Origin of the sequence: Frankia canadensis (assembly GCF_900197875.1) — a bacterium.
In the GTDB taxonomy this organism is placed as follows: domain Bacteria; phylum Actinomycetota; class Actinomycetes; order Frankiales; family Frankiaceae; genus Frankia; species Frankia canadensis.
This window is the reverse complement of sequence record NZ_FZMO01000080.1, coordinates 1-14930: the sequence shown is the minus strand read 5'-3', so window position 1 is coordinate 14930 and position 14930 is coordinate 1. Positions and strand designations below refer to the sequence as shown.

Genomic DNA, 14930 nt, shown 5'->3' with positions numbered 1-14930 from the left:
GCAACACAAACCCCAAGGTCAGCGGGCTACCCCTGCGCACCCGTGAATGGACACCCGGCGGAGTACCTGGAAGCGAGGGTTCTTCGCGACGGGCTAGCAAGACCCGGGGACCCCAGCGCGGCACATCTCGGTGAGGCGGAGACGCTTGCGATTGTGATTCGCCGAAACCTGCAGGGGATTTTTCTTACTGATGATCGTGGAGCGGCTCGGCTCGCTGCGCACAACAAGATCCCCGTCGTGACGACCTGGCATCTTCTCAAGCTTGCCGGCAGGAAGCCGCTGGTCGACGCCAACGCTCTCTGGGGCTATACCGAGACTCTTCGCGGACAGAACCGCGGCACGCCACCCGGCGTGTTCGACCGCCCCTCCTTTGACCGGTGGCTTACGTCGTAGGTCGTGTTCCTGCCGGGCCGGTTGCACCATTGCTGTCCCCAGCGCCTTCCGGCAGCTCGTCGTCAGGCCTCTGATCGCCAATACGGTGCACTACAGCCTCCTTCGCCGCTCCGGCAGAGCTTCAGCGACCATTTTCGGCGGTAGCCGACGGTCGTAACCGTCGTACTGCTCATCCCCCGGATACAAGATCGTTCATCGCGGCAGCCGCGAGATCGGAGGCGCTGTTCCTCTCAGCCCAGACCACGACCCCGAGGCCGTCCGCGCGGTTCACGTGGCCGCCGGACGGGTATCCGCGCGGGTCGCCCGGCTTACGGTGACCTCACCTTCCGTGCCCCGCAGCCGCGTCCGCCCGGTCGCCGCTGCGGGCGTGCCGCCCCGTCGTTGTTGCTTCTTTGTGAGGTATGCCAGCCCCCAGGCGGCCTGACCGCGAGCTCGCTGGTCGAGCCAGGACTCGGACAACGGGCGCATGGCGGGATCTTCCGACAGTGCGACGGTCTGCACCAGCGTGCTGAGCGCCGCATCGGCGTCCGTAGCCGAACACCTTCCCGAGAGAGTCGGCGGCAGCGAACCGGAGCACCTGTCGACCGGTAAGGAGTATGGCACGGGGAGTATGGTCGATTGTATGGCGACGAAGAAGGTCACGGTGACGATCCCTGAGGATCTCCTGGATGAGATTCGCGTAGAGGCGGCAGAGCGGGGACTGTCGGCATACGTCGCCGATGCGCTGCGCTTCAAGCGTGACCGGGATCGGCTCCTCGAACTGGTCGACTGGCTGCAGGAGGAGCACGGCCCTGTCACCGAGCACGAGCGTGCGGCAGCACTCGACGAGCTGGCGGAACTCGACGCCGAACACGAGCGGCGCCGCGCCTCCGGGCCGAGCAACGCCGGAGAGGCGGCGTGAGGAAACAGGCCGGCGGGCGCGGGCAGCGGCCCCTCCGCGTCTTCGTACTGGACTGTGAAGCGTTGTCACTCGCGGTGCGCGGCGATCGTAAGATGATCGCCCGGCTCGACGTCGCGGCGCGAGGGGAGGCCGAGGTGGTGACCTCTCCGATGACGCTGGTCGAGGCGCACGACGGCAGAACCACCGAACAGCGGTGGGACTGGGTGCTGTCCCGGCTCCAGGTCGTCGACATCGGGAAGGACGAGGCCCGCCAGGCGCGTCGCCTCCTGGCCGACGCCTCGTTGCACGGCCACAAGCACGCGATAGACGCCGTCCTCGCCGTCATCGCGCGGCAGCAGAAGGGGCAGATCGCCGTCTTCACGTCGGACGTCGGCGACCTGGAGAGGCTGGTGCCGGACACGATCGTCGTCAAGAGGGTCTGATAGGTCCGAGATGGACCTGGTGCATGCCGTGTCCGCCCATGCCCGGCCGCTACGACCGGATCGTCTCCGTGGTATCTGTGCCGTTCATCCCGCCGAGCTGGCCGGCCGCCCTGCGTCCCGGGGGCCGGCTGGTCACCACGACCAGCGGCACGCACATTGTCGGGACCGCGGCGAACATCCCGCGCGGCTTCGTGCGCATGGTCGAGTTCGAGGATCTGGACGTGCGAGACGGCGAGCACGTTGGGCCCGGCCGCTGTCCGGTCCTGCACGTCGCGGAGGCGTTGGAGCTCTCGTCCCTGTTCACGCTCGCCGCTTCCGGCGTCCGCCAGGGCGGACAGCGCCGCCTGTGGGACTCCGCGATGACTGGCTCTGCCGCGGCTTCGCGGTCCGTCGCTGTCAACCTTCGGCCTGCGTGGCGGCCTCTGGGGGGTGAGGAGGGTTTATGGATGATGAGGGGTACGAGGATTTCCAGGCCTACTTCGCCGACCGGCTGCCCGGTCTGCTGCGGCTCGCCTACCTGCTGACCGCGGACGCGGCCGAGGCCGAGGACCTGGCGCAGACGGCGTTGGCCCGCACCTTTGTCGCCTGGCGGCGGGTCCGCGTGTGCGACTCCCCGGACGCCTACGTGCGGCGCATTCTCGTCAACGCGCATCGTCGGCGCTTCCGCGGGCGCCGGGTCAGCGAGACGTTGGTGCCTTCCGTACCGGAGCAGCCCGCCGCGGCCAGCGGACGTGGATTCGCGGCAGTGGAGGACCGAGCGGGCCTCGCCGCGGCGCTGGCGCTGCTGCCGCGTCGGCAGCGGGCGGTCGTGGTGCTGCGCTACTGCGAGGACCTGCCGGAGGCGCGGGTCGCGCAGATCGTGGGCTGTTCGGTCGGCTCGGTGAAGACCCATGCGTCCCGCGGTCTGGCGAGGCTGCGGGCCGATCCGTTGCTGCGGCTGGAGGCGGGCGTGCGTCCCGTTGAGGTGGGGGGACAGGCCGCGTCGGAGATCGATCACGCGGTGCCGCTCGGCTGCCGGTCTGCGCAGGAGCCGGAGGTCGAAAGGGACGAGATCAGGAGGGGACTGGCGTGATCACAGACGATGAGCTGGCGGCGGGTCTTCGTGGCCGTGCGGCGGCGATCACCGTGCAGCCGCCGGAGGATCTGTGGGCCGGCGTGCGGGCGCGGGTGCCCGGTGAGCGCCGGCGGCGGTTTGCGCGCCGGGCCGTCCCCGCGGTGACGCTGGCCGTGGTCGCGGCGAGTATCGCGACCGGTCTGACGCTGACCAGCGCGTCGCAGGACGCGGTTGTCACTCCGGCTGTGATCAGGCCGAGCCCGCCGGCTGAGCGACTGCATCCGATCACCTTCACTCCGGCGGAGTCGTCCCGACTGGATCTCGAATGCGCGCAGTCGGCCGAGGGGCCGGCTGACCCGGCGCGGGTGCGGCCGTTGGGCCTCACGGTGTGGGCGGCGGTCCGGGACAGGTACGGAGCGACCGTCATCTTCACGAACGGACTGGGGTTCAGCGACTGTGACGTGCCGGCCGACACCTCCGGCCGGCTCAAGATCGACGATGCTTACACCTTCTCGTTCAGCGCGCCGTCGGAGCGTTCGACCGGGCTTGGGGACGGGTCCACGTCCGATCTCCAGTTCGTCGACCGCGGCAGTCACGAGATCGGAGGCGCTGTTCCCGTCAGCCCAGACCGCGACCTTGACACCGTCCGTACTGACCACGTCGCCGCCGGAGTGGTGTCCGCGCGGGTCGCCCGGCTCACGGTGACCTCACCCTCCGGAGAGGTCACCGAGGTTCCCATCCAGAACGGACGTTTCGTCCTGAGATCCGTGCAGATCGATGGCGCCGAGCCTGGCCCGAAGCCGGGTGACGAGGGCTTCGGGCAGTTCAGGCGAGAAGATCAGGCGCTGATGGCAAGGTGGCGCCAGGAGCATCTTCCACTGATTCTGGCCTACGACCGTGATGGAAAGGTTCTCGCGAGAGAGCAAGGGGGCTGAGGCGGAGCCGGCGCCGGGTGGAGGCGGATGGTGAGGAGGGTGAGGTCGTCCTTGTCGACGGCGCCGACGGTGCGCTGGGCGGCGAGGTGGGTGCGCAGGTCGTCGCGTGGGGTGCGGATGACCTGACGTAACCCGTCGGGTTCGCGGGCCAGGGTCAGCAGCCAGCGGGCGACGGCGTCCGTGGCGAGCAGCAGGGTGTCTCCCGCGGCGAGCGGGCCCGACGACCGTTGCACCGTCGTGGCGTCCATGGCGGCGGCGAGCAGGTCGGGCTGGCCGGGGAGCAGGCTCGGGGTGTCGGAGAACTGATCCGGGTCGGTCAGCGGGAAGGACGTGACCTCGCCGGCGGACGCGACCTTCAGCAGGCAGCAGTCGCCGACGGCGATCGCCTGCCAGCTCGCGCCGCCCTGCGCGTCGCCATGCTCGTCGAACACCAGCTGAAGGCCGAGGAAGGTGGCATAGGCGCTGGTCACCGCGCCGGGACCCTCGTCTAGCCAGCTGGGCCCGACCGCCGCGGGCAGGGTTGCCGCGTGCTGTGTGGCCACGGCGAGGAACCAGTCCCGTAGGTCGGCGTCGCTGGCCTGGCCCGGGGGCGGTTCGCGGATGTAGGCGCGGACGAGTGCCTGTGCCCAGAGGTGGACGTCGCGGCCGGCGGAGGCGCCATCGGCGACGGCGAAACGGCCGGTGCGCTCGCTCAGGGCCGCGCCGTCCTCGATCGGGTCGATCGGGTTCTTCGGCAGCCGCAGGACCCGCGCGCTGCACCGCGGCGGTGTCTGGGGCTGGGCCCGGCCCGGCGCGTCGTCGGCGGTCACCGGCGGTCGTCGGTCAGGCTGGTGCCGACCCGCAGGGCCAGCACCAGGTCGTCGGGGGCCGCGTTCGCGACGAAGCCGCGGGAGCCGGCGGACAGGCTGACGTTGGAGTTGTACTCCGCCCGCTTGCGCATCTCCACCGGTATCTCGCTGGAGGTGTCGAACAGCAGGCGGGTGAAGTCGTCGTCCGCGGGCAGCGCCGCGGGGCTGGCCGGGAAGCGCACCGGGGCGGACAGGCCGTCGGAGAGGCTCACGTTGAACAGCAGGAGGCTTCCGTCCCGGGTGTGCAGCGAGCGCAGCCGGTCGGCCCAGGTGCGCACCTCATCGCCGTCGCCGTCCGTCGCCATCCCGTCCGTGATGTTGATGATGATCGGCGGGTGGGACCGCTGATGTCCCGAGACCCAGCCGTTGGCGAGCCTTCCGGCCTGGTTGAGGGCCTGGCACATCGGGGTCTGACCGGACGCGAAGGGTTCCACCCAGACGGGTCTGGACCGTCCGTCCCGTTCCTCGTGGCGCAGCACCGACCCGAACAGCTCGGGGATCGACGCCAGCCACTGGCCGGCCAGTGGGCCGCCGAGCAGCGAGCGCACCTCCTTCCCGCAGTAGCCGAGGACGGCCAGGTCGTAGTAGGCCCGCGGAGTCGGCTCGGTGTGTACCTTCCGGCACCGCCGCAGGATCATCGCGATGGTGTCGTTGACGATGTCGGCCAGCAGCTCGGCGCGGGACAGGTTGGAGTGGCCCCCGACAGGCAGGTTCATCGAGTCGGACTGGTCCAACAGGAAGATCACGCAACCCGGGGTGGACCGGTCGATCGACTGGGAGTAAGGCACGGACCGGATCTCCTAGGGACGTGACGCGACAGGCGGGACGGTGCTGTCGGGATCGATCACGAGGTCGGGCCAGGGTTCGCCGGGCTCGATCGTCCACTCGTGGTCGCAGTGGTCGCAGTAGTAGTCGGCGATGATCGCCTGGTCGGTGCCGCAGCGCGGACAGATCGGGTCGTCCAGCAGCCGCCAGCCACGATCCGGCGGGGCAGACGGCCGCGGCCGGGGTGGTCCGGCGGTCCCTGTCGCGGCGTCGTCCTCGCGCTGAGGGAGCCACGGCTGCTCCCGGATGTTCCCGTCACCCGGATCACTGGTCGTGCGGTCGGGTCGCACGTGCTCTCGCTCCCGGTCAGCGGGCGCGGTGGACGCGGTGGACGCGGTGGGCGAGGTGGGCGAGGTGGGCGCTTCGGCGACGGTGGACGTCCGGTGGATGGCCGGCTGGCCGGGCGGGCTCGCCTGACCGGTCTGGCGTTGCCGCTGCCGCTGCGGCGGGGTGGCGCCGGAGGGCGGCGAGGCGGGGTCGGAGGGCGGCGAGGCGGCGTCGGCGATGGTGAGGACGAGGCGGGTCAGTGGGATCAGGACGACGCCCAGGACGTACAGCGCGAGCCAGCCGAGCGCGTGCGCCGCGGGCGCCGAGTGCCCGCCGGTCAGCAGTCCGATCACCGCGACGGCCAGACCGACCCCGGCGACGACCGCGGCGAGGGCCCTGCGCGGGCGCGTCCACCCGGCGAGGGCTGGCCAACGCTGGGACGGAGGTACCGGGGGTGGCGAGGTGTGCACAGGGCCGTCCTCGGGGTCGTGGAAGGTCACCGGACGGCCCTCACGGGCCCAGCACCGTCAGGAACCCGACGAGGGCCCCGATGAAGACCACGACGAACACCGCGGCCGCGAGGACAAGCACGCGCGGCATGTTCGACGAGGCGCCGCCGCCGTCGACCGTCCCGCCGTCCTCGTCTGTCCGGCTGTCCGCGGCGGTCCTGCCGTACTCGTGCAGGGTGGTGGCGCCGTCCGTCTCGCTGGGCGCGAACCAGACGGCATCGGGGTCCGGCCGGGGCGCCTCGGGATCGACCCACCAGTGGTTCACGTCGTCGTGCTCGGTGGTCCGGGTGAGCGAGGCCGGCCGCACGAGCCCCTCCGTCCGGGCGTGACGATGCCGGTCCAGCAGGCTGGCCAGATCCTGGCCGGAGTCGGCCGGGCCGTGGCACAGCTCCCGCAGCAGCGGCACGAGTTGGCGGACCGCCGGGTCGGGGCTGCTGCTGAGGCGGTCCCACAACGGGGTCCGATCCGGATGGGCGAGATCTTCGTCGGTGAAGACCAGGTTCTCGCCGTTGTGGTACCGCTCCCACAGGTCCGGGTCGGCGGCGAGCGCGACCAGGGAGAGGTAGATGACGAGGGCGGAGAACGTGTCGACTGTCCGGCCCCAGTCGCCGCGCTGGCGCCGAGGATGCTGGTAGTGCCGGTGGCCGGTCTCGTCCGGCGGCAGGTGGGCGACGGCCGGCAGCCAGACGCCGTCCAGGTCGACCGCCTTCAGCCGGCCGTCCCCGGTGACGAAGATGTTGTTCTGCTGCAGGTCGCCGTGCGCCACGTCGGCCGCGCCGAGCACGGCGACGAATCCGGCCCAGTCCCGGGCCAGTCCGCGCAGCCCGGCCGGATTCTTCCCGAGCACCTGTTCCACCTCGCCGGCCAGCGACCGGCCTTCCACCCGTTCCATGACGATCACCGGCCACCAGGTGCCGTCGATCTCGACGCCCTCGTCGATCCACTCCGCCTCGGCGACGGCCAGGGCCAGCGGCGCGGAGGCGGCCCGGCGGGCAGCCAGCTTCTCGTAGCGGCGGGCGGCTCCGATGCCCAGGTCGCGGGTAGGGCAGCGCAGCGCGACGCCCCGCGGGCCGCGGCGACCGAAGAAGACGACCGCCGACGCACCGAGCGCGTGCAGCAGCGGCCCGGACCCGGCCTGCTCCGTGCCCGGCCGGCCTGACACGACCGAACTCTCGAGATCAAAGGTGATGCCGCTCAGTCGCGGATGCTGGTACGAGCCACGGGCGACCGCCGCCTCGAACCGCCCGTCATCGGGCCAGCTACGCACACCACTCACCACTGTCTCCGGCGGAACGGCGGGCGCCGGCTTCACCTGAATGGGGGAGAACGCGGGAACTGCCGCGACCGCCGAGCTCAGGAAAAACATCACAGGCCATCTCGGCCGCGCGAAGGACGGCCGCCGGAAGTACGCGCGCCCACTCATTCGCGCAGGTCGGAGCTGGTCCGCAACAGCCAAGGAGGGGAGCGATCAATCCCATTGCGAAGAACTGTAGTGGAGTGTCGGCGAGTGCGTCCACCGATCGATCTGGATGAGCCTTCGGGAGGGCATTGGAGGTCATCCGGTCCGCCCGCGGCCAGACCGGGCCGTGCCATCCGATCGGATGGCGTGTCTATGATGGCGCTGGCGGCTGAATCGACTCCCAGGGGGATCAGGATCGATGACTCGGGTTGTTTCGACTGACACGGCGCGTGACGCGATCGGGCGTATGCAGCAGATCATCAACTCCGGGCTCAGCCAGGAGATCAAGAATCTGGAACACGAGGGCCAGCTGCTGAGCGACCCGAACAACTGGGACGGCGGCCTCGCGGTGCAGTTCCGTACCGATATCTGGCCGCAGACCAAGACGGCGCTCGACAATGCGGTCACCCAGCTCGGCCTGCTGCAGCAGAAGGTCAGCCAGATCAACACCGACATCATGACCGCAGGCGGCAGCTGAGCGACGCGCCCGGCGGCGGCTCGGGACCATGAGGCCGCCGGGCTGCGGGAGCTACGGGGCTACAGGGCCCTGGGTCGGCGGGCTCAGGGAGCGTTTGGGGTTCCTAGGTGTAGACCGGGAGGCAGCCTGTCGCCGTGAAGGTGGGCGGCTGTGGCACGGCGAAAGGCCCGGGCTCGGGGCCGTAGTCCTCGTGGGAACCCAGGATCGTGTCCTCGACGCGATGAAAGAAGCTTCGGTGCTGCTTTTTCTCGGTGACATGGTCGGCGTATCGGACTCTCGCCTCCTCCGTCATCGCCTGGCTCCACAGGGTGGCCAGGTTACGGGCGTCCGCCCGCATCGCGGCGCTGAGACTCGTGTCACTTCCCTGTTCGGCGGTCACGCTGCCGCGGAACTCCGTGGCATAACGGCCCTGCCAGTGGCGCAGGGCCGTGGTCGCCGCCGCGTCGCGCTTTCCGCGGAAGGTGTCGACGTTTTCCGCCAGACCCCACAGCTGTCTGGCCACCTCAAGCGCACCATCGAAGTCGAAGACCACATGCTGGCCGCCGTGAACACCCATCCTGCGCCTTCCCCGGGAATCAACGCACCGTCCGGTGCATTGTAGGGGTCCCGGCGACGCGATGGGCGCGGACGATCGTCGAACAATATTCGGAGCAAGGGGGTCTCGGCCGCCAGCGGGAGCAGGACTGGGCCCGCGAGGGCTGGGGAGAGGGGTAAACCATCGTGGCCACCAGCTCCGCGGACCCCGAGGACCTGGGCACATACGTCACGGACGCCACCGCGGCCCGCACGGCCCTGTCGACGGCGGCCACCGCTGTACAGGCCTACTACAACGCGGTGGTCCCTCTGTTCGGCGCCCAGTACACCCTTTCCTATCCGGACCTGTGGGCGAAACTAAGTACACATCTGACGGACGCCGAGGAGCAGGACCGTTTCGTCGGCACGGTGAAGGACGCGTTCCTCGCCGCCGACCGGGGTTCGGCGGGCACGGCCCCCGGCACGGTCACGGTCGACGACAGCCGCATCGCTGCCGGACTGAAAGCGGCAGGCATCGGCCCGCTGGCCACGACCTCCCTGACTCTCGATGCTCCACACTTCCTCGGCCACCCGCCGGACAGCGGCTTCGCGGACGACCCGGTGTGCACGGCGAACGGCAACTTCGTCGAGGAGGAGCTCGACCTTCCGCTGCCCGGCCGGGCAGAGCCGGCCAGTTGGCGGCGAACCTACAACTCCCGCGCGCACGACTGTCTCGGCGCGCACGGACGGGGCTGGTCGAGCTGGGCTGACACCGCGCTGGACCTCGGTGCCGGCGACGAGCGGATCGAGTGGCGCGGCCCGGACGGCGCGCGCTCCCTGCTGGCGCGACCCACCGCGCAGGCGCCGACCCGCCTGCCGCTGCCCGGCGCAGTCCTGCAGGCGGACGGTGCTGGCTTCCGTCTCACCCGCGGCGCCGCGGAGACCTGGTGGTACGACGCGGCGGGCCAGCCGGTGCGGGTGCTTGTCGACCGGTCGGAGCTGCTGCTCACCTGGTCCGGCACCCGACTTGTCCGGCTGTCGCATCCCCGCTCGGGCCGGTTCCTCGAGCTCGTCTGGGACGACGCGCGCGCCCTGATCACGACGGTGCGGGCCAGCGACGGCCGGCAGGTGCACTACACCTACGACGAGTACGCCCAGCTGGTCGCCGTCGACGGCGGTCCGCAGGTCGCCCGCCGCTACCGCCACGCCGCCGAGGAGGGCACCGGCCCGCTGGCGGAAGTCGTGGACGCCGATGGCGTGGTGCTGGCGCGTAACACCTACGACGAGGCCGGCCGGGTCCTGACCCAGGTCACCCCCGAGGGCCGTCTCGTCGAGTTCTCCTACCGCGAGGGCCACCGCACCCTGGTCACCGACGCGGCGGGCGGGGCCATCAACGAGTACCGCCACGACTCCGCCGGCCGGGTCATCTGCCTGGTGGACGACGCGGACCGCCTTTTCCACCGGGTGTTCGACGACGCCGGGCGGCTGCGCGGCATCGAGGAACGATCCGGCGCCCGCTGGACGATGGACTACGACGACGAGGGGAACCTCGTCCACCGCGCCGGCCCGTGCGGCATCACCGAGCGCTGGACCTGGGACACCCTCGGCCGTCTGACCAGCTACACCGACCCGCGCGGCCACCTCACCCGATGGATCTACGCCGGCGAGGCCCACACCCCGGTGGAGATCGTCGACGCGGCGGGCGCGCTGACCCGGATCACCGTCAACGACGACGACCTGCCGACCTGCGTCGTCGATCCGGACGGCGTCACGACCAGGTTCCGCTGGGACGACGACGGCCAGCTCATCGACAGGCGGATCGCCGGCGGCGGACGGACCAGGCTGCGCTACGACGCGGCCGGCCGACTTACCGCGATCATCGGACCGGCGGGCCAGACCCGGGAGTGGGAGTGCGACGACGCCGGGCGGGTGGTGCGCGAGCATGGCCCGGACGGGGCAGGCAGCGAGTTCCACTACACCTCCGCCGGCCGTCCCGACGGCTACGTCGACCCCGCCGGCGGGCGGTGGGGTTCGGTGTATGGCCCGCACGGGCGGGTCGAGCAGGTCACCGATCCGTTGGGCTCGACGCTCGGGTTCGAGTACGACCTGTTCGGCAACACCGCGCTGATCGTCGCCCCCGACGGCCAGAAGTTCCACTTCGACCACGACGGCCTCGGCCGTCTGGTCGCCCTGAGCGACCCCGCTGGTGCGACGTTCCGCCGCGGCTACGACCCGGATGGCCGCCCGACCGTCGAGACCGACGCCGAGGGCCACGAGTGGCGGGTCGAGTACGACGAGGCCGGCCGGGTGGTGCGCCGGACCAGCCCCGACGGGCGGGTGTGGCAGTGCGCGTACGACCCGGCCGGCGCCGTCATCGCCGAAACGGACCCCGCCGGCGCCGTCACCCGCTACGAGCACGACCCGCGCGGACGGGTGGTGGCCGTCACCGACCCGCTGGGCGGCCGACGCACCCTCGAATGGACACCCGGCGGACGCCTTGCCGCCGTCACCACCCCACTCGGCCGCCGCGAGACCTACGGCTACGACCGTGCCGGCCGCTGGGTGCTGACCACCTCCCCGTCCGGGGCGCGCACCCTCTACCGCCGTGACGCGGCGGGCCGGCTGATCGCGCTCGTCACCCCCGCCGGCCGCGAGACGACCTGGGAGTACGACGCCCACGGCCGCGTCATCGCCGTGACCCGCCCCGGCGAAGGCCGCACGACCATCGACCACAACCCACTCGGCCTGCCCGTCACAGTCACCGACGGCACCGGCGCCTCCCGCCATTACACCTACGACGCCCGCGGCGCCCTGACCAGCGCCACCGACCCCCTCGGCGCCGTCACCCGCTACGAACACAACGCCCGCGGCCAGCTCACCGCCTGGACCGACCCCCTCGGCGGCCGCCACGAACTGCGCCACGACGAGGTCGGCCGCCAGATCGCCACCACCGACTCCCTCGGCCGGACCACGACCGTCACCCGGGCGAGTGACGGCGCGATCAGGAGCTGGCGCGGGGCGGACGGCCTCGGCCGACGGTGGTGGTGGGACGCGGCCGGCCGCCTGGTGGGCGAAGGCCTGCTCGACGATGCCGAGCCCCGGGTCCGCTTCGAGCATGACACCGCCGGCCGCCTGGTCAGGGCCACAGCGCCAGCCGGTGCGACGGGACCCGATCGCACCGTCTCCCTGGACTACGACGCGGCCGGTCGGTTGCTCGCCCGCACCACCGCGGCCGGTCGGCTCGAATGGGAGTACGACGCGGACGACCAGTGCATCCGGCTGGGCCAGCCGGGCGCGCCGCCGGTCCGCCACGCCTACGACGACGACGGCTACCTGCGCTCCGTCGAACATCCGGCGCTCGGCGTGCGACGGATCGACCGGGACGCCGACGGACGGATCACCGTTCCGGGCCGAACTGTGGAACGGGACGCCGCGGGTCGGGTGACGCGGGTCGTCGATGGCGGCCGTGAGATGCGCTTCGGCTACGACGCGGCCGGCCAGCTGATCACCGCCGAGGGGCCATGGGGGACCCAGACTCTGACCTGGGATCTGGGCGGACGGCTAGTCGCCGAGGACCGCGGCGATCCGGCAGGCGTCATCCGCTCCTCCTACGACGCCGCCGGCCAGCTGGTCGAACGCCGTCTCGGGACCGCTGGAGCAGCCGGAGTAACCCGCTACCGGCACGACGCGGGCGGCCGGCGGGTGGCGGAGGATGGCCCGTCGGGGGTGACCCGGTACGGTTGGAATGACCTGGGCCGACTCGCCGAGGTCAGCCACACCCCGCCGGGCGCCGACAGCAGTGCGTCGAGTGCGTCGCAGGAGCGGACGACCCGCCTGGTCACCGACGCCCTCGGCGAGCTGCTGCATATCGGCAACGCTCCAGTCCGCTGGGACCCGGTGACCTGGCCGGGGCAGGTCCAAGGTGTCGGCGGCACGACCTACGTCCGCGCCGAGTCAGCCATCGGCGTGATCAGCTCCGTGCCGCCGGGCGCCCGGGCGGAGCGACCGAGGGACGGTGGCGGGACCGGGCGCTGGCACGACACCGACTGGCAGGGTTCGCTCAGCAGCCATGACCCGTGGGGGCAGCCGTTCCCCACAGGCGATGCTGTGCAGGCCGCTCGCGGGTCGGCCGGTCCACGAGGGACTTCTGGGACTTTCGGGGCCTCGGGGGTTTCCGGCCCACCCGAGGCCCTGGTCGGTCTCGGTTACCGCGGGGAACTTGCCGTCGACGGCCTGCTCTGGCAGCGCGCACGCGTCCTCGACCCACAGACGCGTTCCTTCCTGTCTCCGGACCCGCTTGAGCACGTGCCCGGTATGCCAGGCGCGGCGAACCCGTTTCACGAGGCGTGGAACAACCCGATCGACATGCTCGACCCGACTGGGATGCGCCCTCTGAGCGACGGCGCCTACGAAGATTATCGGGCGCAGTCCCACAGGAACATGTTCGGCAAGGCCTGGCACAACATCCAGAAAGACCCGTGGGGAAGCCTCGGCGCCGCCGCTGTCATAGGCGTCGGGGTCGGCCTCATGTTCGTGCCCGGCGGCCAAGCGGTCGGCGCCGGAATCCTTATCGGTGCTGGTACTTCCGCTGGCCTCGGTCTTGTCACTGGCAACTTCGATCCCAGGGCCGTCGCTCTTTCCGGTATCGCCGGGGCTGTCGGCGGCAGCGCCGGCGCCGCCACGGGAAGACTTGTCACAGGGGAGGGATATCTGGTCGCGGCGGGATCGGGCGCGATCTCCGGGGCTGCCGGGGATGCCGCCGCACAGCAGATCACCCACCCCGGGCATCTTGATCTCGGCGAGCTCGCGTTCGGCACGGCGACCGGTGGGCTGGGTGGTGCGGGTAGTCGCATGCTGTTCCGGCCGACTCTCAAGCCGGCCGACGTGCGGTTCAGCCAGGGGTCGGTTGGCAAGCGAGTCCCGCAATACGTGGCCAGCATGCGGGAGAATGGCTGGGCTGGCGACCGGATCGACGTGGTGCGGATGCCTGACGGCGGGCTGACGAGCGTCGACAACCGGCGGGTGCTTGCGGCAAAGATGACGGACACCCGGATCCAGGCAAACATCCACCGGTACAATGATCCGATACCATCTGATGCCGCCGGCCGGTTTCAAAACGCGAAGAAGATCGCGCCCGAGACATGGGGGGAGGCGGTGGAGAATCGCCTGCGGGGGCAGAAAGCGGGATATCGCCGGGCGTATCCAATGGGATCGTCCATAACTGGCTGGAACGGAGGGTGGGATGAGTAACCTTATATCTGTTGTTGATCTTCCTCGGGGCTTCACCTATCCGCCGGAGTTTCTCCGTGTGGTGGAACTTGGTCTGACCAACATCGAACCCTGGTGGATCATGGACGGGGAGGCACTTTTCCGTCGACACATCGGCCTGCGTAGCCGCTACCCCGATGATTGCTTTGTTCCGTTTGCGGAACGGCAGGACAACGATGACGTCGCCTGCTGGGATCTGGACTCCGGTGGTATCACTGTCGTACACGACTTCGCCAGCCCTGGATATCATCGCGAAAACGAGTTCGCCAGCTTCAACGCCTGGTTTCGGCAGGCAGTTGAAGATTTTATCGAATGGGGTGAATAGCCGTTTCGGCGGTCAGTCACGGTTGATGTCCGGCGGCAGAATAAATCGGGACGGTAGATCCCCCGCGGCAAGCTCTGGCACCGCAATGGGGCGACGTGAAATTCTGGGCATGGTTTCGGCGGGCCATCGAGGATCTGATCGCGTTTGACGCGTGGAAGTGGATCAGTCAGGGGCGGTCATGCGGTGATGGTCAGGGCGCGGGTGGTCGCCGTGGGTGGCGGTACGCGGGACTGGCCGGTGGAGGTCGGGGCGGACGCGGCCGTGCGGGAGCTGGGATTTCGGCAGTTCGGGGCGTCCGGCGAGTTCGGGCTGGTGTTGGACGGGGAGCCGTTCGGGCCTGAGGTGCCGGTGGCGATGTGCGGGATCGTCGACGGAGTTGAGGTGGCTCCGGCCGTACCTGTGGACGGGTACCGGTCCGGGTTTGGCGGCGGGCTCACCGCGTCGAGCCTGTACGTCTGGCAGGACGACGCCGCTGATGCGTGGTGGGAGCCCACGGCCGCGCCTTTAGGCGGTGATTTCGCGGCGGCCGCGTCGGATTCAATGTCGGATTCGGATGCGGACTGGTGGACGCCGGCGCCAACATCCCGCAACAAAAGGTCCGAGCCGCTGCTCGGGTCGCTGGCGGGGGCTCCCGCGGGTGGCCTGGACGACGGCGCCGGCGCCGGCCGCCGCGAACAGCGCGGCGGCCGTCTTCAGTTCGACCATGACCCGGGGGTCCTTCCCGTCGTGGTGG

At 70.7% G+C, this 14930-nt stretch carries 15 protein-coding genes; 9 read left to right on the top strand and 6 right to left on the bottom strand.

The window, feature by feature from the left end; translation table 11 throughout:
* The 3 genes from C1A33_RS35620 to C1A33_RS08785 form a co-directional block, all read left to right on the top strand.
* The coding region (locus tag C1A33_RS35620) for a hypothetical protein (protein WP_207770223.1) at positions 1-393 on the top strand (393 nt) is incomplete at its 5' end.
* A gap of 622 nt (positions 394-1015) precedes the next feature.
* Complete coding sequence (locus C1A33_RS08790; protein ID WP_101831026.1) at positions 1016-1294, top strand: CopG family transcriptional regulator; 279 nt, start codon at positions 1016-1018, stop codon at positions 1292-1294.
* A 92-nt stretch (positions 1295-1386) separates the two neighbouring features.
* Complete coding sequence (locus C1A33_RS08785; RefSeq protein WP_243407334.1) at positions 1387-1716, top strand: hypothetical protein; 330 nt, start codon at positions 1387-1389, stop codon at positions 1714-1716.
* A 49-nt stretch (positions 1717-1765) separates the two neighbouring features.
* On the opposite strand, the gene C1A33_RS34715 is transcribed toward C1A33_RS08785, so the two are convergent.
* A complete protein-coding gene (locus tag C1A33_RS34715) occupies positions 1766-1915 on the bottom strand; it encodes a hypothetical protein (RefSeq protein WP_165818297.1) in 150 nt (49 codons plus the stop codon).
* A gap of 243 nt (positions 1916-2158) precedes the next feature.
* Between C1A33_RS34715 and C1A33_RS08780 the strand changes: the two genes are divergently transcribed.
* Positions 2159-2788, top strand: coding sequence for a SigE family RNA polymerase sigma factor (locus tag C1A33_RS08780; RefSeq protein WP_101831024.1), 630 nt, complete (start codon positions 2159-2161; stop codon positions 2786-2788).
* Positions 2785-3705, top strand: coding sequence for a hypothetical protein (locus C1A33_RS08775; protein WP_101831023.1), 921 nt, complete (start codon positions 2785-2787; stop codon positions 3703-3705). The genes C1A33_RS08780 and C1A33_RS08775 overlap by 4 nt, the downstream gene beginning before the upstream one ends.
* Here the strand turns inward: C1A33_RS08775 and C1A33_RS08770 are convergent.
* Genes C1A33_RS08770 through C1A33_RS08755 form a run of 4 tightly spaced genes read right to left on the bottom strand, consistent with a single transcriptional unit; the run spans position 3660 to position 7430 of the window.
* Positions 3660-4514: a hypothetical protein gene (locus C1A33_RS08770; protein ID WP_101831022.1), complete on the bottom strand. Its 855-nt coding sequence runs from the start codon at positions 4512-4514 to the stop codon at positions 3660-3662. The two genes, C1A33_RS08775 and C1A33_RS08770, sit on opposite strands and share 46 nt — an antisense overlap.
* The gene (locus C1A33_RS08765; protein WP_101831021.1) at positions 4511-5341 is read right to left on the bottom strand and encodes a vWA domain-containing protein; all 831 of its coding nucleotides are present in this window, start codon (positions 5339-5341) and stop codon (positions 4511-4513) included. Before C1A33_RS08765 ends, C1A33_RS08770 begins: the two co-directional genes overlap by 4 nt.
* Positions 5342-5353: 12 nt before the next feature.
* A complete protein-coding gene (locus C1A33_RS33670; RefSeq protein WP_133150611.1) occupies positions 5354-6145 on the bottom strand; it encodes a hypothetical protein in 792 nt (263 codons plus the stop codon).
* 10 nt (positions 6146-6155) lie between these two features.
* Entirely contained in the window at positions 6156-7430 is a 1275-nt protein-coding gene (locus C1A33_RS08755) for a phosphotransferase family protein (RefSeq protein ID WP_133150610.1), read from the bottom strand.
* A 430-nt stretch (positions 7431-7860) separates the two neighbouring features.
* Between C1A33_RS08755 and C1A33_RS08750 the strand changes: the two genes are divergently transcribed.
* A complete protein-coding gene (locus C1A33_RS08750) occupies positions 7861-8091 on the top strand; it encodes a pyrophosphorylase (RefSeq protein WP_207770222.1) in 231 nt (76 codons plus the stop codon).
* Between the two features lie 103 nt (positions 8092-8194).
* Here C1A33_RS08750 and C1A33_RS08745 read toward each other — a convergent pair whose 3' ends face one another.
* On the bottom strand, positions 8195-8623 hold the full coding sequence (locus C1A33_RS08745) for a hypothetical protein (protein WP_101831017.1): 429 nt from the start codon (positions 8621-8623) through the stop codon (positions 8195-8197).
* Positions 8624-8811: 188 nt separating this feature from the next.
* Here C1A33_RS08745 and C1A33_RS37375 point away from each other — a divergent pair, with 188 nt between their 5' ends.
* The 3 genes from C1A33_RS37375 to C1A33_RS08730 form a co-directional block, all read left to right on the top strand.
* A complete protein-coding gene (locus C1A33_RS37375) occupies positions 8812-13854 on the top strand; it encodes a DUF6531 domain-containing protein (protein WP_101831016.1) in 5043 nt (1680 codons plus the stop codon).
* Positions 13847-14197, top strand: coding sequence for a hypothetical protein (locus tag C1A33_RS08735; RefSeq protein WP_101831015.1), 351 nt, complete (start codon positions 13847-13849; stop codon positions 14195-14197). The genes C1A33_RS37375 and C1A33_RS08735 overlap by 8 nt, the downstream gene beginning before the upstream one ends.
* Before the next feature lie 237 nt (positions 14198-14434).
* Positions 14435-14930, top strand: a 496-nt coding sequence (locus C1A33_RS08730; RefSeq protein WP_133150609.1) for a hypothetical protein, incomplete at its 3' end; no start/stop codon positions are given.